The 20,380-nt window shown below is 49.5% G+C and carries 18 protein-coding genes; 9 read left to right on the plus strand and 9 right to left on the minus strand.

Translation table 11 applies throughout. From position 1 onward, the window contains the following. Nucleotides 1-112: 112 nt before the first annotated feature. The 4 genes from C792_RS0111870 (at nt 113) to C792_RS0111885 (ending at nt 4,129) form a co-directional block, all read left to right on the plus strand. On the plus strand, nt 113-577 hold the full coding sequence (locus C792_RS0111870; protein ID WP_017549672.1) for a MarR family transcriptional regulator: 465 nt from the start codon (nt 113-115) through the stop codon (nt 575-577). Next, complete coding sequence (locus C792_RS0111875) at nt 561-3,203, plus strand: MMPL family transporter (RefSeq protein ID WP_017549673.1); 2,643 nt, start codon at nt 561-563, stop codon at nt 3,201-3,203. The genes C792_RS0111870 and C792_RS0111875 overlap by 17 nt, the downstream gene beginning before the upstream one ends. 35 nt (nt 3,204-3,238) lie before the next feature. Beyond that, nucleotides 3,239-3,481: a hypothetical protein gene (locus C792_RS0111880; protein WP_017549674.1), complete on the plus strand. Its 243-nt coding sequence runs from the start codon at nt 3,239-3,241 to the stop codon at nt 3,479-3,481. A 90-nt stretch (nt 3,482-3,571) separates the two neighbouring features. After that, nucleotides 3,572-4,129, plus strand: a complete 558-nt coding sequence (locus C792_RS0111885) for a hypothetical protein (protein ID WP_017549675.1) — start codon at nt 3,572-3,574, stop codon at nt 4,127-4,129. Nucleotides 4,130-4,166: 37 nt separating this feature from the next. On the opposite strand, the gene C792_RS0111890 is transcribed toward C792_RS0111885, so the two are convergent. Continuing rightward, entirely contained in the window at nt 4,167-5,207 is a 1,041-nt protein-coding gene (locus C792_RS0111890; RefSeq protein WP_017549676.1) for a PQQ-dependent sugar dehydrogenase, read from the minus strand. 25 nt (nt 5,208-5,232) lie between these two features. Further along, the gene (locus C792_RS0111895) at nt 5,233-6,339 is read right to left on the minus strand and encodes an amidohydrolase (RefSeq protein WP_017549677.1); all 1,107 of its coding nucleotides are present in this window, start codon (nt 6,337-6,339) and stop codon (nt 5,233-5,235) included. Between the two features lie 100 nt (nt 6,340-6,439). Here C792_RS0111895 and C792_RS0111900 point away from each other — a divergent pair, with 100 nt between their 5' ends. Both C792_RS0111900 and menC read left to right on the plus strand, forming a co-directional pair. Beyond that, entirely contained in the window at nt 6,440-7,876 is a 1,437-nt protein-coding gene (locus C792_RS0111900) for a YfcC family protein (RefSeq protein WP_017549678.1), read from the plus strand. A 14-nt stretch (nt 7,877-7,890) separates the two neighbouring features. Further along, complete coding sequence (menC, locus tag C792_RS14500; protein ID WP_017549679.1) at nt 7,891-9,030, plus strand: o-succinylbenzoate synthase; 1,140 nt, start codon at nt 7,891-7,893, stop codon at nt 9,028-9,030. Nucleotides 9,031-9,084: 54 nt separating this feature from the next. Here menC and C792_RS0111910 read toward each other — a convergent pair whose 3' ends face one another. Next, nucleotides 9,085-9,930 (minus strand): metallophosphoesterase, encoded by an 846-nt coding sequence (locus C792_RS0111910; protein WP_017549680.1) that lies wholly within the window; start codon nt 9,928-9,930, stop codon nt 9,085-9,087. Nucleotides 9,931-10,073: 143 nt separating this feature from the next. On the opposite strand from C792_RS0111910, the gene C792_RS0111915 reads away from it, so the two are divergent. Beyond that, nucleotides 10,074-11,012: an aldo/keto reductase gene (locus C792_RS0111915; RefSeq protein ID WP_017549681.1), complete on the plus strand. Its 939-nt coding sequence runs from the start codon at nt 10,074-10,076 to the stop codon at nt 11,010-11,012. A gap of 42 nt (nt 11,013-11,054) precedes the next feature. Here the strand turns inward: C792_RS0111915 and C792_RS0111920 are convergent, their stop codons facing one another. Further along, entirely contained in the window at nt 11,055-12,038 is a 984-nt protein-coding gene (locus C792_RS0111920; RefSeq protein ID WP_017549682.1) for a Gfo/Idh/MocA family protein, read from the minus strand. Between the two features lie 132 nt (nt 12,039-12,170). Here C792_RS0111920 and C792_RS0111925 point away from each other — a divergent pair, with 132 nt between their 5' ends. Together C792_RS0111925 and C792_RS0111930 are read left to right on the plus strand one after the other, a co-directional pair. Continuing rightward, nucleotides 12,171-12,545 carry an ArsR/SmtB family transcription factor gene (locus C792_RS0111925; protein ID WP_017549683.1) on the plus strand — a complete coding sequence of 125 codons (375 nt, stop codon included), beginning with the start codon at nt 12,171-12,173 and terminating at the stop codon, nt 12,543-12,545. Next, nucleotides 12,529-14,598: a heavy metal translocating P-type ATPase gene (locus C792_RS0111930; RefSeq protein ID WP_017549684.1), complete on the plus strand. Its 2,070-nt coding sequence runs from the start codon at nt 12,529-12,531 to the stop codon at nt 14,596-14,598. The genes C792_RS0111925 and C792_RS0111930 overlap by 17 nt, the downstream gene beginning before the upstream one ends. Nucleotides 14,599-14,662: 64 nt before the next feature. Here C792_RS0111930 and C792_RS0111935 read toward each other — a convergent pair whose 3' ends face one another. From C792_RS0111935 to C792_RS0111955, 5 genes are all read right to left on the minus strand, one after another. Beyond that, entirely contained in the window at nt 14,663-15,898 is a 1,236-nt protein-coding gene (locus tag C792_RS0111935; protein ID WP_017549685.1) for a hemolysin family protein, read from the minus strand. Between the two features lie 183 nt (nt 15,899-16,081). Further along, nucleotides 16,082-17,482 (minus strand): bifunctional 2-methylcitrate dehydratase/aconitate hydratase, encoded by a 1,401-nt coding sequence (locus C792_RS0111940; protein WP_017549686.1) that lies wholly within the window; start codon nt 17,480-17,482, stop codon nt 16,082-16,084. After that, nucleotides 17,479-18,399 carry a methylisocitrate lyase gene (prpB, locus tag C792_RS0111945; RefSeq protein ID WP_017549687.1) on the minus strand — a complete coding sequence of 307 codons (921 nt, stop codon included), beginning with the start codon at nt 18,397-18,399 and terminating at the stop codon, nt 17,479-17,481. The genes C792_RS0111940 and prpB overlap by 4 nt, the downstream gene beginning before the upstream one ends. A gap of 6 nt (nt 18,400-18,405) precedes the next feature. Then, nucleotides 18,406-19,911 (minus strand): tripartite tricarboxylate transporter permease, encoded by a 1,506-nt coding sequence (locus C792_RS0111950; protein ID WP_017549688.1) that lies wholly within the window; start codon nt 19,909-19,911, stop codon nt 18,406-18,408. Nucleotides 19,912-19,923: 12 nt separating this feature from the next. Beyond that, nucleotides 19,924-20,373 (minus strand): tripartite tricarboxylate transporter TctB family protein, encoded by a 450-nt coding sequence (locus C792_RS0111955; RefSeq protein ID WP_017549689.1) that lies wholly within the window; start codon nt 20,371-20,373, stop codon nt 19,924-19,926. Between the last annotated feature and the right edge of the window lie 7 nt (nt 20,374-20,380).

Genomic DNA, 20,380 nt, shown 5'->3' on the forward strand with positions numbered 1-20,380 from the left:
TTAACATTACTGTCACACCATAAATTTTGACCCGCCTGCAGGTTAAATGCTAAACTTAGCTTTGTTTCTTTTAGTTTAGCACCCTAAACTAATACTGGAGGTCCTGTCCGAGATGGATAAAAAACTGAAGATCATAGAGAATCTGCGCGATATTTACGGCTATGGATATACGGAAGTCTTTACCGAAGTCACCGACTCAATCACCGCCCGCCACATTTCCAGAACCCAGATGAATATCATCCAGCACATCTATCTGAACGGCTCTGCGACGCCGTCGGAATTGGCAGACGCGCTGAATGTACAAAAAAGTGCAGTCACCCACACTGTCAAAAAGCTGGAGTATAAAAAACTTGTGACCGTCAAAGAGAATACGCTCATCAATGACAAACGTTCGAAACTCGTCTTCATGACGGACGATGCAAAAATCCTTCTCGAAGAATTTCTGGATAACATTCTGGAGAGGATCCGGTCGGATCTCGGCAGTCTGTCAAAAGACGAGACGGACAGACTGTATACCGCAACACTGACAATCCTGAAATACATACCCGGAGGCAATCAAAATGAAGTACATTCTTAAATTCAAATGGCCGGTGACAGTGCTGATGATACTGTTTGCTGCCGCCACTTTCCTCATCTCCCCCAACCTGACCCAGCTCGCCACCGAAAAAGGTGATGTCCAGCTGTCTGATGAACAGCCAAGCGAGCAGGCCCGTGTATTCCTCGAGGAATACGGGGAAGATAATGAAATGATGTCGCTTGTCCTTGAATTCGAAGGCAATGTAAGTGATAACGAATCCAACATCAATGATTATATAGAAGAAATCGGCAGTATCGAAGGTGTTGACAATATCGTCAATCCGTTCAATCTTGCTGAAGAAATGCAGACGAATTTCATCAATGATGAAAACGGCGTCATACTGATCCCGATGGAATACACCGGACCTGTCAATGAAATCAGCAACGTGGCTGCCGAAGTCGAAAATCTGAACTCTACCGCAGCCAAAACATCGATGACTTCAAACGAATTGATACAAAACACTGTCGAACAGGATGCGATGGAAGGCATCCAGTCCACTGAAATGTTCACGGTCATCATCGTCATAGCAGTGCTCCTGATCATGTTCCGTTCCGTGGTGACGCCGCTCGTACCTGTGGCTGTTGTCGGCCTGTCCTACCTGATTGGCCAGTCATTCGTCGGCTGGTTTGTCGAGTGGTTCGGCTTTCCTGTCTCACCGCAGACACAGAGCTTCCTTATTGTCATACTGTTTGGTATCGGAACCGACTACTGTATACTGCTGCTCAACCGCTTCAAGGAAGAACTGCAGTTCCATGATAAGTATGAATCCGTGCTGCGCACATTCAGGACAGGCGGCAAGACTGTATTCATCAGCGGACTTTCCGGGGCAATCGTATTCGGTGTCCTCTACTTCGCCAATTTTGAAATATACCGTTCGGCAGTCGGTGTGGCGATCGGCATAGTATTCCTGCTGCTGTCACTGTTTACAGTGCTGCCGATACTCATGCAGCTTCTGGGCCGTTATATTTTCTGGCCGAACATCAAAAAATCAGAATTCCATGAAAGCAGGCTGTGGACACCGCTCGGCATCTTCTCTTTGAAATATCCGACGCGCATAATATTCACAGTCATCGCCATACTGATAGCCGTTGCGTTCTTCTACAATGATGAAGTGAACTATGACTCCCTCGAGGAACTGGATGATTCCTATTCCGCAGTCCATGCGACCAATGTCGTAAGTGAGAACTTCGATGAAGGGCAGCTCTTCCCTGTGGAAGTCATCATTTCAAACGGCGGTGACCTTCTGACACCACAAAGCATGTCCAGGCTGGAAGGCGTCGCTTCAACGGTAAGCAACATCGACGGTGTCAAAGAAGTACAGACGCTGACACGCCCTTCGGGCGAGGTCATTGATGATTTCCTGGTCCGCAACCAGCTTGAACAGGCCAACAGCAGCATGGATGACATGACTGGAGGTCTTTCCGAGATTTCGGACGGGCTCAGCGAGGCGGCTGAAGGCATAGACGGCAGTGAAATGGCCGGCGGTGACCTGAGCGAACTCAACCAGGGCATAGACGATATCAACACAAACATCACCCAGATCAGCACCTATATGGCCCAAACCGGTGATGTCCAGGGCGCATCCCAACAGCTCGGACAGGTCCAGCAGGGACTCAACACCATGTCAGAACAGGTTGCCACAGCCAATGAGCAGATGACACAGCAGCAGGAAGCTGCATCCGCCCAGATGGAAGAACTCAGTACCGGCCTCGAAGACGCCACAGCGGGCATCGATGAAATCCAGGGCGGCCTCGGGGAAGTGCAGACGCTGCTCGGCAATATCAATGATAACGAAGCCGTCGATCAGACAGGCATCCATGTACCGGAGGAATACTTTGAAACAGACGGTGTCGACGATGCAGTCGACCAGTACTCATTCGGCGATGATAAAGCACTCAGAATGAACGTTGTCCTTGACGGGGACCCTTACTCACATGAGTCCATGAACGTGCTCGATGATATTGAAAGTACCGTCAACAATGAACTTCAGAGGCTCGGACGTGAAGATACGACCGCCTACTTCTCAGGCGTCACCAGCATGAACCGTGACCTTGATGAAATTTCAACGGACGACTACACGCGCGTTGTCACTATCTTCATCGCGACACTGTTCATCATTCTCGCTTTCGTGTTCAGATCACTGATTCTGCCGGTGACGATGATCGGCTCCATATTCGTCACGTATTTTGCGTCCCTCACCATCACACAATGGCTGCTCGGACTGCTCGGACTCGGAGATCTGAACTGGGCCGTACCATTCTTCAGCCTGATCATATTCGCCGCCCTCGGCATAGACTACTCGATATTCATCATCGACCGTTTCAGGGAGGAGCTGGCAAATAAGAGCATCAGGGATGCAATAGAGCATTCGATCAGGCGCATGGGGGTCACCGTCATCACAGCCGTGATCATCCTGTCGGGTACGTTTGCAGCACTGCTGCCATCCGGAATGATCATACTAATCCAGGTCGCCAGCATCATCATATTCGCCCTCTTGTTCTACGCATTCATCGTACTGCCGCTCCTCGTACCGGCATTCGTCATCACTTTCCGCCGCGGAAACTGGTGGCCGTTCAGGATGCCCGGCGGCAAAGAACGTGAAGACAGGTTTAAGGACGGAGACTGAAGGGTATATTGAACATAGAAATGAGGAGTGAAGCAATGCGACAGAAAAGTTCAGGCTTAGCCGCTGTACTCAGCTTTTTCATCACAGGTCTTGGCCAGATCTATAACGGTGAAATTTTCAAAGGCATCATCCTGATGCTGATACAGCTTATAAACGGTGCTTTGACTGTAATACTGATAGGCTATCTGTTCCTGCCGATTGTATGGCTGTACGGCATCATCAACGCCTACCGTGCAGCTGAACGCTATAACAGGAAAAATCAGCGGAGATACGGCTGATAAGCAGGCATCCGACATAACGGATGCCTGCTTTTCGTTTTAAAGCATGGTTGTGCTGTGCTATAATCCCACTAAAGGATGTGTTAGAAAATGGAACTCTTCGGTCTTTTCGCAGGACTTGCCATCATCGGCATCCTGCTGCTCCTGTTTCTCTTCCTGCTCGGAATCATCAAATGGCTTCTGCAGGGCTTCTTCCTGTATCAGGTGGCCGATGCAAAAAACCTCGACCTGCCGATTCTTGGCTTCCTGCCTTTCGGCACCTTCTACCTGGGCGGGCAGATGTACGATGGCAATCTGACTCAAAAAGGCCAGTTCAACCCGAAGACCATCGGACTGATATTTGCCATCGCCGGCATCATCGTCTACATCACAGGACTGTCCATTGGTGATATCGCCATTTCGTACATCATCATGGAATCCATTGCGTTTTTGGGTATATTCAAAGCCTACTCCAGGAGTACGGGAGTGGGGGTGTTGCTTGCATTGCTCAATATCATCACAGCAGGCATCGCAGCCATCGTAATTCTCTTCCTCTACAGCCGCAGACTGGCATCAGAACTTTCGGACCCCGTGGTCAGGGATTTTGCAGCCGAAAAATATGATGAATCAGAGGCAGACGGAGACACGGATTACGACAACAGAATGTAGCATGCAAAACGGCGCCGTCATGACGGCGCCGTTTTCATTATTCCAGATTGAATTCCAGAAGGCGGTCATCATCCCCTTCCGGCTGCCCCCTTCCATCGGTATTGTTCGTAATGGCATAAAGCGTATCTCCCTCTATATATACATCACGGAAACGGCTCCCTTCGTCGTAAAACGTCTCCGTCTCCCCCGACTCCAGATCGAAGGAAATGATGCGCTCCCCCCTGAGTGCGGCGATGTAGAGGCGGCCTTCGTGATAGGCGATTCCAGAAGGTGCCCATGTCTCCTCACCGGTATGATGGAGGGGCGTTTCCATCCCATCTGCCTCTTCATCGCCCTCTATCTCCGGCCAGCCATAGTTGTTCCCCGCCTCTATCCTGTTGATCTCATCATGGGCGCTTGCACCATGTTCCGCGGCGTACATATTGCCGTCCCCGTCCCAGGCGATCCCCTGAGGGTTGCGGTGGCCGTAACTGTACACTTCATTGCCGAACGGATTATCCCGGGGCACAGTACCATCCAGGTTCATCCGCAATATCTTTCCTGCCAGACTCCCGGTGTCCTGGCTTGTTTCTTCGTCCCCGGCATCACCGGTCGTGATATACAGATATCCATCCGGTCCGATTTCCAGCCTGCCGCCGTTATGGACACGTCCGCCGGGTATGTCCTCCACAATGATGTTTGATTCATTCCATGTATCCCCGTCCCTGGTCAGTTCCACCACCCGGTTCTTTGCCCCGCCGTCCTGATAGCTGTAATACAGGAATCCTTTGTCCGGATCTTCAGGATGTAGCAGGAAACCGAGCTGTCCGCCTTCACTTTCTCCGTCGACCGGCTCCGAAAGATCCACCGTCTGCTCTTCTTTCCCTTGTCCGGTGACAAGGATCAGTTCCCCGTTTCTGCCGGATATATAGAAACGGTCTCCAAGCTTTTCAATCATCCATGGTGCTGAGAGGTTTTCAGACACTGATTCAGGCTGAGATTCTCCTCCCCCGTCTGTCCCCCCTGTCTCTTTGGTATCTCCACCACCGCAGCCGGCCAGCAGGAAGGATACGAACACTGCCAGGAAGTACTTATACATTGACCACACTCCTTTTTGAAGTTCTTTATTCCACGTTCAAAACTGCCTGGTACAGGATTTCTGTGCCACTCTTGAGCGCATCGTGGTCAAATGTCATGTAAGGGTGGTGCAACCCCGGCTTCAATCCACATCCGAGACCGAGCATCGCCCCTTTCAATTCCGGATATTTCACCGTATAGAAATGGAAGTCGTCCCCGCCGCTCGTAATGATCGGATCGATGCACCTTTCCTCCCCGAGTACATCCACAATCGATTTTCTGAGCAGGTCTATGGCATCCTGATGGCTCTCACTCGCCACGATGCCCGAATAATCGACGTCCTCGATGGAGACATCGTACAGCTTCTCTATGTTTTCAAGGATATCGTCTACACGGCCTTTCAGCTTCTCCATCTGTTCGTTCGTCTGTGCCCTCATATCTATGCCGCATTCGGCACTCCCCGGGATTATATTCAGGGATTTCCCGCCTGAGAGGAACCGCGTCATCTTGACAGAGGAAGGAACTGTCGGATTGATATGGATTTTGGACAGCATGCCCACGATATCCGTTCCCACTTCGATGGCGTTATGGTTCAGGTGCGGGCGCGCGCCATGCGCATCATCCCCGACGATCCTGAACTCCAGGGAAGATGCCGCACCATGCTCTATACTGGGGGATGCCACACCGCTCAGGGCTTCCTCCTCAGGCCTCAGATGTATGCCGATGAAGTAATCCATCCTTTCGATCACACCTTCATCCACAACGGACAGTGCTCCGCTCCCCACTTCCTCAGCCGGCTGGAAGATGAAGCGCACGCCCGTGGATTCCAGTTTTTCATGCCCCTTCAACTTGAGCATCGTGCCGATCACCATGGAAGTGTGCGCATCATGCCCGCACGAGTGATTCGCCTGCTGGACACCGTCCACTTCCTGCCACAGCGCATCGATGTCCGCCCGGACTCCGATTACAGTATTACCTGGATCAAAATTCCCCATATCGCAATAAAGACCCGTGATGTTTTTGAATCTGACAGGCTTGAACCCTTCATTCTCCAGGAAGTCATATATGTAGTCCGTCGTCCTGTGCTCTTCATTGCTGAGTTCCGGATTCGCATGCATATGTTCAAAAACCTGCTTCATTTTTTCTTCTATCATTTCAATGGGCTCCTTCTCATATAATTTATTGAACAGCAATCCATTCTTCTCTATAATATATTACTAATTACATGAAAATTCAAACAGGGAGGAATGCATATTGACTGAAGAGAAGAATGGACAAGAAGGAAGAATTGACGACAGGAGGAAAAAAAGGACGCGCCTGCCCGATGCCTATATCATCCTGTTTGTCTTCCTCGTACTCGCGGCCGTAGCCACATACATAATACCGGCTGGTGAATTCGAGACCGAGGAGTCCTCCGAGGGAATTGATGTCATCGTTCCCGACACTTACAGCATCATTGATTCCAACCCTGCCGGTTTCCTTGACGTATTCTCCGCCATCGTGGATGGCCTGATCAGCACTTCCAACCTGATTTTCCTGGTGCTGATCATCGGAGGGGTATTTGCTGTTATCGAGAAGACAGGTACCATCGATGCCCTCGTGACCAAGATCATACGCATCACCAGGAATAAGGAATGGATGCTCATCATGCTTGTCATGATCATCTTCTCGATTTTCGGCACACTTGGCATCATCGTCAATGCCGTCATCGCATTCATCCCGCTCGGCATCATCCTGGCCAGATCGATGAAGATGGATGCCATCATCGGTGTATCCATAATATATCTGGGTGCCTACATGGGATTTGCTGTGGCGATACTCGACCCGCTCACCATCGGCTTTGCACAGCAGATTGCGGAAGTGCCTTTATTCTCAGGGGCAGGCGTGCGTGTTGTCATGTACATCACCACGATGATCGCAACAATGTCATATGTCATATGGTATGCAAACCGCATCAAGAAAGACCCTTCCCGCGGGATTCTGAAAGACAACCCGTTCCCGAAGGATACGAATGACGGTGCGGAACTCGGCAGACAGGACATGAAACCCAAACATATACTGGTTCTGCTGGCACTCCTTTTAGGCATCGGAGCCTATGTTACCGGGGTCTTCACCGCCGAATGGAACCTTGAGGAAATGGCCGCTGTCTTCCTTGTGGTCATGGTGGCAACAGCCCTTATCGGAAGGATCCACGTCAACGACATGGTGACGACGTTCATGCAGGGGGCAAACTCCGTCCTGTATGGCGCACTCATCATCGGCATGGCCCGTTCCATAGTGGTCATACTGGAAAACGGCATGATCCTTGATACGGTGGTCAACTTCATGGCGGTGTTAACCGAGCCCTTTACCAGCACCATGGGTGCAATCATGCTGTTCATCGGGAACGGATTGTTCAACCTCATCGTCACATCAGGAAGCGGCCAGGCAGCCATCGTCATGCCGATCATGTCACCACTTGCGGATATCATGGGATTCCCGAGACAGATTGCCGTACAGGCCTATACGATGGGTGACGGCTTTACCAACATCATTACGCCGCTCTCCGGTGTCCTGATGGCGAACCTCGCTATTGCAGGAGTCCCCTACACCAAATGGGTCAAATTTGCCTTGCCGCTTGTGGGAATATGGTATATTCTTGGAATTATCTATATAATCATACTTGTAGCTATAAATTGGGGACCAGTATAAGGAGGACATAAATTATGAACATTAAGGAAATCAAACTCCATCAGCTCATGATGGACCTGAAGCACCCGTTCACAACAAGCTTCGGGACTCAGCAGGACCGTTTCATCACAATCATTGAGGCTGTTGATGAGAATGGACTTTCAGGATTCGGCGAATGTGTTTCCGGGGAAGATCCGCTCTATTCCGAGGAATTCATGGATGCCTCCCTCATTGCGATGAAAAAATACTTCGCACCGCTGCTGCTTCAGAACGAAATAAAGCATCCGGATGATGTGTGGGAACTTTTTGAACCGTTCAAACGCAACAACATGGCAAAAGCCGGCATCGAAGGCGCGGTATGGGATCTATATGCGAAACAGCATGATACGCCCCTGTCAAAATTGCTTGGTGGTGCCAAGAACAGCATTGATGTCGGAGTATCCCTCGGCATCGAAGACACCGATGAACTGCTTCTTGAAAGAATTGCTGAAAAAGTCGATGAAGGCTACAAACGCATCAAGGTCAAGATCAAACCCGGCCGCGATGTTGAAATGATCCGCACAATCCGTGGGAAATTCAAGGATATACCTCTGATGGTGGACGCGAATTCCGCCTATACTCTTGATGATATCGACACACTCAAAGCACTGGATGAGTTCAATCTCATGATGATTGAACAGCCGCTGGCAGCAGGCGACCTCATCGATCATGCAAAGTTGCAGAAACAGCTGAAAACACCTGTCTGCCTGGATGAGAGCATCGATTCCTATGAAGCTGCTGTTGGGGCCATAGAACTCGGAAGCTGCCGTATCATCAACGTCAAAGTCGGGCGCGTCGGCGGACTCACACAGTCGAAGAAGATCCATGACCTCGCCCAGAAACACCACATTCCTCTATGGTGCGGCGGCATGCTGGAAGCAGGCGTCGGACGCCTTCACAACATCGCCATCACTACCCTGAGCAACTTCACATTGCCGGGGGATACCGCATCATCCAGCAGATACTGGCACGAGGATATAATTACACCGGAAGTGACTGCAGAAAACGGTGTCGTCGAAGTCAGCCATAAGCCGGGAATCGGTGCGGAAGTCGACTTCGATAAGATGAGACAATACTTGAAGAAAACTGAAACAGTCACAAAAGAAGACACACCTGACATGATTTTCTACGATTAAAAAAAACAGTACATCGGGCCCCTGTGAACTGCCCGATGTACTGTTTTTCTTCTATTAATTCACTTCACGCTCGAGATCCACTATGACGATCTCAGGGTGGTTGAACACCCTGAATGGGAATCTGCTGTTTCCGAGCCCCCTGCTGATTACGACACTCGTATCATTTTTCGTATGGACCCCTTCAGTATATTCTGGCAATATTCCCTGGTGCGGTGCGTAGAGGCCTTTGACAAAGGGCAGTCTGATCTGTCCGCCGTGTGCATGGCCGGTGAACACAAGATCGATTGGAAACCTGCTGTACAGATCGATCTGATCCGGTCTGTGGGACATCAGCAGGGTCAGCCGGTCATCCTTATCCTGCATTCTCTCCCTGAGTGACAATTCAAACCGCTCCATGATCATAGGGTCCTCTTCATCACCGTAGAACCAGAGATCCTCGAGACCCAGAATATGGATGTACTCGTTGCCGATATACAGCCTGTCACTCGTCCGGCTGATATTCTTCATGGCCGACTGTCCAATCGCACGTTCGAGTGTTTCAAAATGTTTATAATGGGCTTCGTGATTCCCCGTCACATAATATGTCGGCAGTATTTCAGTCAGCTGGTCGATGAAACGGAGTGACCGTTTCAGATAAGGCGTGCGACGGTCGATGATATCACCGGTGACGAAAATCACGTCACCGTCCGCTTCTTTTATTTTCTCGAGAAGATTTCTGGAACGCCTGCCGAACCTTGCGTTATGGAAATCGGAAATCTGGATTATCCTGTAGCCGTCAAATGCATAGGGGACCCTGTCCGACTTGTGCACGTAGCGTGTCGTGACGATGTCCTTGTCCTCTTTATACAGGAAGCGGGCCAAAGCGATGAGAAACCCCAGTATGATGTGTGAATATTTCATATTGCTACCTCTGGTTTTTATATTCATTATAATGCAAAGCAGCGCATCTTGAAACAATTATCATTCGCCGTCCCGCACCCGTTCATTTTTCGATACTGCGGCTGCCGTGCACTATGGTATCATCATACTTGAGGTGATATAAGATGGAAAAGATAAATTTAGGCGGTTCGGAACTTTCAGCCTCCCGGATTGTCCTGGGATGCATGCGCATCAACCAGATGGACAACCGGTCGCTGTCGAAGCATCTGCATACAGCCTTGGAGCTCGGCATCAACAACTTCGACCATGCAGACATCTACGGAAAAGGAGAATGCGAGAGGAAGTTCGGTAAAATCCTGAAGCGGGAGCTACAGCGGGAGGACATCATCCTTCAGAGCAAATGCGGCATAAGGTACGGACATGCGGCGGGAGGGGACATTGAATACTATGACCTGTCCAAAGAATCTATCATCGATTCCGTCGACGGTATCCTCCAGCGCCTCGGCACCGATTACCTCGACCTGCTCATGCTCCACAGACCGGACACCCTGATGGAACCCGGAGAGATTGCCGAAGCGTTCGATCATCTGGAACAGTCAGGGAAAGTGAGACATTTCGGCCTGAGCAATTTCAATGCTCCCCAGTTCGACTATGTACAGCAATACACCGATCAGAAACTGATTACGAACCAGATGCAGTTCGGACCGGCAGAGCCCAAAATCATCAACAGTGGACTGCAGGCCAACACTCCATTCGCGGGAGCAGCGGACCGGGACGGCGGCCTCCTGGATTATGTGCGTCTCAAAGATGTCACCCTGCAGGCATGGTCACCGTTCCATTACGGCTATTTTGACGGCATCTTTCCTGATGACCCGAAGTATAAGGTCCTGAATGAAAAACTCGAAATGATCGGTGAAGCCCACAGCGTCTCTAAAAGTGCGGCAGCGGTGGCCTGGATATTGCGGCATCCGGCCGGCATGCAGACCATCATCGGTACGACAAACACCGAGCGTCTTACGGAAATTGCAAAAGCGGACGATGTAACCCTTTCAAAAGAGGAATGGTACAGCATCTATAAAGCCGCGGGACATGTGATTCCGTAAAGCAACACCCCGGCTAGACCGAGCCGGGGTGTTGTCAATTCCTCATTTTTCATCTGCAGGGTACAATATGCCTGCACTCTTTCGGGCAGCTTCCAGAAATTTCATCACTGTCGCTGAATGGTCAAGCAGCTTTAATGCCTCATTGCCGTCCCCGGTTTCAAAAATCTTCACGAATGCTTCAAGCTCCGCAACCATATTGTTCGTGTTCTGTCCGAGGTCAATGGTCTCTATTTCATCACCGGCATGGATTTCTATATAGTCTATCGTATTGGCAGCCCCCCTGACGCGGATATACCCCTTATCGCCCTGAAGCAGCACGAAGTTTTCAGATGCAGTGTCCTTGGAACCGACGCATGTGGCGAAAAAGCCCTCATAATCGAGCACGCTGACCCCCGACGTATCCACACCATTTGCATGCCTGTTTGGTACATAGGTGATTTCCTCCGGCCCGCCGAACAGACCGATCATGAAATGGATGTTGTAAATATTGATGTCGGAAAGTGACCCGCCTGAAAATTCCAGGTTGAAAACGTTCGGTGTCTCCCCCGCCTTCAGCTTGTCATAGCGGCTGGAGTATTGTGAATAGTTGGACTGGACAACTTTGAGCTCACCAATTTTCCCGAGGTTCTCCCTTATGGCCTTAAAATGGGGAAGATGGATTGTCGTAATCGCCTCAAACAGAAAAAGACCCCTTTTTTTGCTCAGGGCAATCAGTTCCTCCAGCTCCCTGAGTGTCGATGTAAATGGCTTCTCGCAGATGACATGCTTGCCGTTCTCAAGTGCCCGCTTCACGTAATCGTAATGCAGACTGTTCGGCGAAGCCACATAGACCGTATCGTAGTTAGTGTCCTCCATCATTCTGTCCATATCCGTAAAAGTCATGCCTATCCCGAATTCATCAGCAAGCTGACGGGCCTTTTCCCCAGTTCTCGAATAAACACCGTAGCATTCCACACCTTCCACCTGTCCCACTGCATCCAGAAAGCGCTCGACTATGAATCCGGTACCGATCGTTGCTATTTTCATGTTCCGTATTCCCCTCTTCTGCGAATTTTCATAATCCATCCTATCATAAAATACATTCAAGCGTCAGTTTGCTCGATCAGGCAATCTATTATATAATTACATTCAAACATATATTTGAATGAGGTGCATTTTATGACGGAGACAAAACACACGTGTGAAGTGGAAAGTGTCGATACAGACAAAGTCAATCATGCGAAAGAATTCATAGATTCAGATGCCGTACGCAATGTTGCATCCATATTCAAGGCGCTCGGCGATACCAATCGGGCACGCATCGTCCGGGCTTTGAGTATAGAAGATGAGCTGTGCGTCTGCGATCTCGCCAACATAATGGAAGTGAGCACCGCATCCGCATCCCACCATCTCAGAAGCCTCAGCAGGCAGGGGGTCACAAAATCCAGAAAAATGGGCAAGATGGTCTACTATTCCCTGGATGACAATCACATCAGACAGATTGTGGATATGGCTTTCATACACCAGGAGGAGCTGAATGGGAATGCAGAATGAACAGAAGACATACCGGATTGATGGTTTCTCCTGTGCCAACTGTGCCAAAACATTCGAAAAGAATGTGAAAGACATCAGCAGTGTCAAAGATGCGGCGGTCAACTTCGGCGCTGCACAGATAACAATCACCGGGGATGCCACTGTACAGCAGATAGAAAAAGCAGGGGCTTTTGAAAGCCTCAAAGTGGTTGATAGAAACCGACCGGAACCAAAAAGGACACCGTTTCTTCAAAAACACCGTGAGGTATTGATTTCGTCACTCTTCATGCTGACAGGTTTCGCCCTGGTCATCATAGGCGGTGGACAGACATGGACCACATCAGTGCTCTTCCTCGCGTCGATCCTCACCGGCGGACACCGCATGTTCCTGACGGGGATCGGCAATCTTGCAAAGCTGCGCTTTGATATGAAAACACTCATGACCATTGCTGTCATCGGCGCTGCACTGATCGGGGAGTGGCCGGAGGCTGCAGTCGTCGTCGTTTTATTTGCCGTGAGTGAATCACTCGAAAGGTATTCCATGGAAAAGGCACGGGCATCCATCCAGTCATTGATGAACCTCGCGCCGGACACGGCAGTCATCAAAACAGTTTCGGGAACCAGGACCGTTTCTGTAGAAGATGTGGATATCGGAGACATCGTGGTCATCAAACCGGGTGACAAACTTTCCATGGACGGCATCATCAGATACGGTTCCACCGACATCAACCAGGCGGCCATCACAGGGGAGTCACTGCCTGTTATGAAACTCGCAGGGGATGAAGTCTTTGCAGGCACTCTGAACGGTTCCGGCTACCTGGAAGTCGAGGTCACAAAAAACAATGAGGATACCACGCTCTCAAAAATCATCCGGCTTGTCGAAGAAGCGCAGGGGAAACGGGCACCTGCTCAGCATTTCGTTGATCAGTTCGCAAAATATTACACTCCTGCCATCATGGCCGCAGCCCTGCTTGTGGCAATCGTACCTCCGCTGTTCTTCGGTGCCCAGTGGACCGTATGGATCTACCAGGGTCTTGCAGTACTGGTCGTCGGCTGTCCCTGCGCCCTTGTCATATCGACCCCGATTGCCATTGTATCGGCCATCGGAAATGCTGCGAACAAAGGGGTTCTCATCAAAGGTGGTGTCTACCTTGAAAAAATCGGCCAGAGCAGGGCAATCGCATTTGATAAGACGGGCACCCTGACAGAAGGACATCCGCATATCACAGATGTCGTAATATATGACAATGAAAAAAAAGAAACCGTCCTCGCCATCGCCGCCGCCCTGGAATCAAGGTCCGGGCATCCTCTCGCCTCTTCTATATTGGAATATGCGGAATCAGAAAACATTGATTATACCACGCTCCACATTGATAATTTCATGTCTGAGACAGGTACAGGCATCACCGGACGTATTGGTGGCAGGACATATACGATAGGCAAACCGGAAAAGTTTGAAGATGCCGCACGCTATCAGGCGGATGGCAAAACCGTCATGATAATGAAAAAAGACGGCCGCACAACCTGTCTGTTTGCAGTGATGGATCAGCCGAGGGATTCCAGCAGAGAAGCTGTTGAAAAACTGCACGATATGGGTGTCAAAACTGCAATGCTTACAGGCGACAATCAAAGGACGGCGGATGCAATCGCAAAATCGATCGGCATTGACGAAGTGTTCGCTGAACTCATGCCCGAGGATAAACTTGATGCAGTCAAAACAATGAAAGCGGAGGATAGTGTGGCCATGGTCGGAGACGGCATAAATGACGCGCCCGCACTGGCCACGGCGGACGTGGGCATCGCCATGGGGAAAGGCACGGATACAGCCCTTGAAACCGCTGATGCCGCACTGATGGGGAATGATATAAGACAGCTGCCGTTCACAGTTGACTTGAGCAGGCGTACGCTCCGTATCATCAAAGCCAACATTACGTTCTCACTGGTCATCAAGCTGATTGCGCTGCTGCTCGTCATTCCGGGCTGGCTGACTTTATGGATTGCGATACTGTCGGATATCGGAGCAACACTCATAGTGGCCCTGAACGGCATGAGACTGCTCAGAGTAAAAGAATGATCGATAAAAGAGCACAGGAACAGCCATCCTCACGGAAGCTGTCGCTGTGCTTTTCTGTTGTACACTATTCTTCTTCGTCTGTCTTCGTGATATGGACTTTACGGATCATCTGATCCTCCATTTCAACCACTTTGAACACAAGACCCTCCTCTGTCAGAGTATCCCCTGCTTCAGGAAAATCGTTGAATTCCTTGAAAAGGTAGCCTGACAGTGTGTCCTCTTCCTCCGGAATACCGGTACGGAAAATCGAATTCAGCCTATGCAGTGTAATCTTGCCATCGCAGACGATCTCCACTTCCGTCATAGACTCGACCAGCGGATCATTCCTCAGATCCGTTTCGTCTTCTATCTCGAATCCGAGCATTGCCTCGATGATATCTTCATGGGTCAGAATACCTTCCGTGCCGCCGAATTCATCTATGACGATGGCCATATGACGGCGTTCTTTCGTCATTTTCCTCAGGACATACTCCACAGATTGGAACTCGTGGATGATGATCGGGTCATCATCACAGTATTCCATCAGCGGCCTTTTTGGATCGGTGGACCACTGGAGCAGATACTTCGAATGGAACACGCCGATGATGTCATCCATATCCTTATCGTATACCGGATAGCGGGTATACATCTGATCAATGACAAAATCACGGACTTCCTCATATCCGGCATTCTTTGAAAGAGCTTCCATCTCTGTTCTCGGAGTCGTCAGAACATCTTTGACATTCAATTCACGAAAATCCAGCACGCCGCGTATCCTGTATGATTCATGCTTCGCAAATACACCTTCGGAATCCGCAATGTCCACAATCGTCCTGAGTTCATCCTTTGAAACCGATGATTTTTCCATCTCCCCTTTTGAGAGTACCCTGGTAATCGTATCCGTCAGCCAATTCAACACGATTGTAATCGGTTTGAAGATGACAACGAAAAATGAAATTACCGGACGCACCGTGAGGGCTACCCGCTCTGGGAATGTTGCCGCCACCGATTTCGGTATCACTTCCGCCAGAACAATGATGGAAATCGTCAGAGAGGCCGAAGCGACCGCAACACTGATACCGTAATCAATTGCCATTGCAGTCACGAGAGTCGGAAGCAGTATGTTCGCTATATTATTTCCGATCAGTATTGTCGTTATGAATTCACTCGGTTTTGAAGTAAGGGCAAGCAGTTTTTGCGCCCCGGTATCTCCATTTTCCGCTTTTGTGCGGAGTTTCATCGTATTGACGGCCGTCAGGGCCGTTTCACTTCCTGAAAAGAAGAAGGAAGTGAAAAATAGTATTATGATCGCTATGATCAATTTGTCTCCTCCTCATGAGTCTTCCTGAATAAAAAACAGCCAGTCCATGAAACGGACTGGGAATTTAACGATATGTATCTATTTTAACATTTTATAACAATATTGCTCATCTTGCAAAATGAATGACCGCCGATGGCACCTGCCGCCGGCGGTCATTTTGTGTCAGTAATGCTCCTTCCGTAATCACTGGAATCCATGCATAAAAGCACATATATCCATTTTCATCAGGGAATCAGGGTTCTCAAACATTTTTCCTATCCGTCCGATCTTATCTTCGCCGAACCAGCCGCTCAGATTGTTTTCAAATTTCCTGTCGATGACCGGTATGGCCTCATGCCGTCTGAACCTGTGTCCTATGGGATATTCCACTTCCATCTTTTCAGATTCCTGTCCATCTTCAAAAATAAGCTGTACTGCATTCGGAACGGACCTTTTGGCCGGGGCCAGGTAGTCTTTTGAATACTGTCCATCCTCTTTGACAACCATCCTGCTCATAAGATGATCTATTTCCGGATGGCGGTCATGATAATCGTCTGCATAATACTCGGTCTTCAAGTCCCCGTTCAACAGGCTCACAGCAATGATATACTCCAGGGAGTGATCTCTGTCCGAAGGATTTTTCAGTTCCGATTTGCCGGCGATGATCCGGACTGCCGATTCATGTGTGGAGATACGTATCTCACTGATGAGGGCAAGTTTATCCCGGTATTCACTGTGCAGTGCCATCGCCGCCTCTGCCGCTGTCTGCCCGTGGAATTCTGCCGGGAAATCCGCCTTGAATAAAATATTGTTCACTACATAATCATCCAGTTTTCGTCGCAGTGTTATGTCATTGCCACCCATCATATTTTCATTGAATCCCCAGTCCGGTTCACTCAGTGCGTCCGGATAGCCTTCATTCAATTTATCAGTCAGCAGAGCCAGCCGAACACCTCTCATCGTCGCATCACCAGCCGCCCAGGATTTCCGTGTGGTTACGTTTGGTGCATGCCTGTATATACGGAGCGCTGCTCCGTCAGCGAATGCATTGCTTACCGTACTTCTTACTTTTTCCGCATCTCCACCGAGAATTTCGGATACAACTGCCGATGTGGCAAGCTTGACGAAAAACACATGATCATAACCCACTCTGTTAAGACTGTTGGAGAGCGAGAGGACACCCTGTATTTCATGCGCTTTGACCAACGATTGAAGCACGTCCCCCACCGTCACTTTCTCCCCCCTGGAGGAGACGTGATATGATGCAGCAAGGATGCCTCCGAGATTATCGGACGGATGTCCCCACTCCTCCGCTAAAAAGCAGTCATTATAATCCAGCCATCGGATGAGCATGCCGATGTTCCAACTGGCATCCAAAAGCCCGAGCGGCCCGCTGATGCCAGGGACCGGCATGCCATGTTCCCGGAAATCGCCTGCTTCTATGGGGCCGACCATCTTTTTACATTGCGGATTATCCAGGGACTTGATCATGCAGCCCATACTGTCCTTCAGAATCAGGAGTGCAACATTCAGAGTGTCCCTGTCAAACGCTCTCTCCTCCGTGACGTACCCGGCAATTTCCTCAATCACTTCATCGTATTTCAATCTGCATCCCCCTGTCCCACCGGAAGCACGGTACGGTCGATTTTGGAATCCATCTCTTCGTAATCGTGCAGTTTCAGAATTTCATACAGTTCCTTTCGGGTCTGCAGACTGCTCAAAATCTGTTTCTGTGTACCCTGCTCCCTGATTGCCTTATAGACCCCTTCCACATTATGGGCAGCAGCCCTGAGCGAGGTGACAGGGAAAATGACAAGATCAATGCCGATTTCAGTGAATTTTTCCATATCAATATAATCCGTTTTTCCGAACTCAGTCATGTTGGCGAGTATGGGTATTCCAATCTCTTTCCTTACATGACGGAAGTCTTCGACTGATTGCATCGCCTCGGGAAACACGATATCCGCTCCTGCATCTGTGTATGATTGCAGTCTGCCGATCATACCCTCCATACCTTCAACAGCATAGGAGTCAGACCGGGCAACGATTTTCAAAGTCGGAGCCACCTCCCTGATCATCTGGATCTTTTTGACCATATCATCCTCCGGTATCAGCCTTTTGCCGTTCAGATGTCCACATTTTTTTGGAATCTGCTGATCTTCGATCTGTACAGCAGCCACGCGGGCCTCTACCATTTCACGGGCCATCAGCGCCACGTTCAGAGGTTCCCCGAAACCATTATCGACATCGACCAGCAACGGCATGTTCGATGCACGGACGATTTCACGCGCACGTCCCGCAACATCTTCAAGTGTCAGAAGACCGATATCCGGGATACCTTTGCTTGCAGACAGTGCACCGCCTGAGAGATAGAGTACTTCAAAACCCGTCCTTTCTGCCAAAAGGGAGCTCATGCCATCATGAGCCCCTATTACCGGCAATGCCCTATTTTCTTTTACTTTTTCCATGAAGCCGGAAGCCAGCTGCTGCTGGCTTTTCGGCTGTTCCACTATCCATGTCATTTTTCATCATCCTTTGTTATCGACTTTTACCCTGGACAGACGGTTGAAGAGTGCCGGAAGGAAGATGGAAGCCACCGTCAATACAGCAAACAGTATCGCTATAGGTGACGCCGTTATCATTGCCCACAGACCGTCGTAGCTCACACTCGCCATCCTGTAGTTCTGCTCCATCTGATGACCGATGATCACTGCCAGAATCAGCGGTGCCGTCGGAATGTTCAGTATCTTCATGAACAGCCCGATGATGCCGAATATGACCAGTATGAAGAAATCGATGATGCTGTAGCCGAGAGTATATGTCCCGATGAATGCGAGTACCAGTATGATCGGATACAGTACATGCGGCGGTGTCTTCAGTATTTTGATCAGGAACCCGATGAGAAGAATGTTCATGATGACAAGCACAATATTTCCGATGAAAAGGCTGTTGATGAATGTCCATGCAACATCAGGCTGATCCTGGAACAGCATCGGACCCGGCTGCAGTCCAAGCATAATCAATGCTCCGAGTATTACTGCAGTTGTCCCCGAACCGGGGATACCCATTGTAAGCAGCGGTATGAATGCACCTACAGCCGCTGCGTTATTGGATGATTCCGGTGCTGCGACCCCTTCCGGCGCCCCTTTTCCGAATTCATCACTCTTTTTGGAAAGCTGCTGTTCTGTTGAGTAGCTGATCATAGATGCGATTGAACCGCCCGCCCCCGGGAGAATGCCCACCAGGAACCCAACCGGTGCCTGACGGACCATAGGCCAGAAGGAGCGCGTCCACTGTTCCTTCGTAATCCATGACCTTCCAACATCATCCTTTATACGCTGATCTTCATTATTGATGAGTAAAATATTGTAAAGTACCTCACCGACTGCATAAATACCGATGATTACGACAAGAAAGTCGATTCCCTCACTCAGATGCGGTATATCAAATGTGTAACGGTAGACACCCGATTGGGAGTCGACACCAATAGTAGTGATCAGCAGGCCGAGTACCATTGAGACGAACCCCTTGATCATATTCCCTTTGGACAGCGACACTACTGCTGAAAGCGTGAAGACAAGCAGGAAGAAATATTCCGCCGGACCAAACTGCAGGGCAAAGCTTGCCAGGGGCTTGGCCAGGAATACAAATCCTATGATAGCTACAAAACCACCGACCAGTGATGCAAGTGTCGACAGCGTCAGCGCCTGGCCCGCCTGGCCTTTCCTGGTCATCGGATAACCATCGAACGTCGCTGCGATTGCAGAGCCGTCACCCGGGGTATTGATCAGGATCGAACTTCTGGACCCACCGTACATCGCACCGTAATAGATGGCCCCAAGCAGAATAAGAGCACTCGTCGAGTCCATGCCGAAGGTTATCGGAATGAGGACAGCGACGGCTGTAGCCGGGCCCAATCCCGGAAGCATGCCGACAACTGTCCCGAGAAGACCCCCGATGATGATGAATATCAGGTTCTGAAAGCTCATGGCTGTGGTGAATCCTTCTAAGAAACTATTCCAATCTACTCCCATCGATATACCTCCCTATGGCAGACTGACGCTTAACAGTTCCGCGAATGTATACCATGAAATGAATGAAAACAGGATTGTCACGATAATATTCATCAACCATTTGCGTCTTCCGTTTATCAAGAATAGTAATGCGCCTAAAAATAAGATTGTAGAAATTAAAAAGCCGATGCGTTCAAATATGAATGTGTAACCTAAACATAATACGAGCACAATGATTACCTTGATTGTCAGTTCCCTGTCCGAAAAAATCTTATATGCCTCAAAGATTTTCTTCCTGTCCTTGATCTCTGACAGGATATAGAGAATGGACAATCCCAAAAGGGAAAATCCTATCAGCAGCGGATAATTCATCGCTGCTGTAGGGTTTCCTACTTTCGATTCAGGCAGATTGAATGTGAGTATCAGATAGATTACGGAAATTAACAGTATGATTGAAGGTACTATGAATCTGATGATCTCCACCCACTTT

Source organism: Salinicoccus carnicancri Crm, assembly GCF_000330705.1.
In the GTDB taxonomy this organism is placed as follows: Bacteria; Bacillota; Bacilli; order Staphylococcales; family Salinicoccaceae; genus Salinicoccus; species Salinicoccus carnicancri.

Coding starts and splice junctions, on each gene's coding strand:
- C792_RS0111915 (WP_017549681.1), top strand. CDS start 10,074: ATGGAAAAGATAAATTTAGGCGGTTCGGAACTTTCAGCCTCCCGGATT.
- C792_RS0111895 (WP_017549677.1), bottom strand. CDS start 6,339: ATGATAGAAGAAAAAATGAAGCAGGTTTTTGAACATATGCATGCGAAT.
- prpB (WP_017549687.1), bottom strand. CDS start 18,399: ATGACATGGATAGTGGAACAGCCGAAAAGCCAGCAGCAGCTGGCTTCC.
- C792_RS0111950 (WP_017549688.1), bottom strand. CDS start 19,911: ATGGGAGTAGATTGGAATAGTTTCTTAGAAGGATTCACCACAGCCATG.
- C792_RS0111890 (WP_017549676.1), bottom strand. CDS start 5,207: ATGTATAAGTACTTCCTGGCAGTGTTCGTATCCTTCCTGCTGGCCGGC.
- C792_RS0111910 (WP_017549680.1), bottom strand. CDS start 9,930: ATGAAATATTCACACATCATACTGGGGTTTCTCATCGCTTTGGCCCGC.
- C792_RS0111870 (WP_017549672.1), top strand. CDS start 113: ATGGATAAAAAACTGAAGATCATAGAGAATCTGCGCGATATTTACGGC.
- C792_RS0111885 (WP_017549675.1), top strand. CDS start 3,572: ATGGAACTCTTCGGTCTTTTCGCAGGACTTGCCATCATCGGCATCCTG.
- C792_RS0111880 (WP_017549674.1), top strand. CDS start 3,239: ATGCGACAGAAAAGTTCAGGCTTAGCCGCTGTACTCAGCTTTTTCATC.
- C792_RS0111930 (WP_017549684.1), top strand. CDS start 12,529: ATGGGAATGCAGAATGAACAGAAGACATACCGGATTGATGGTTTCTCC.
- C792_RS0111875 (WP_017549673.1), top strand. CDS start 561: ATGAAGTACATTCTTAAATTCAAATGGCCGGTGACAGTGCTGATGATA.
- C792_RS0111925 (WP_017549683.1), top strand. CDS start 12,171: ATGACGGAGACAAAACACACGTGTGAAGTGGAAAGTGTCGATACAGAC.
- C792_RS0111920 (WP_017549682.1), bottom strand. CDS start 12,038: ATGAAAATAGCAACGATCGGTACCGGATTCATAGTCGAGCGCTTTCTG.
- menC (WP_017549679.1), top strand. CDS start 7,891: ATGAACATTAAGGAAATCAAACTCCATCAGCTCATGATGGACCTGAAG.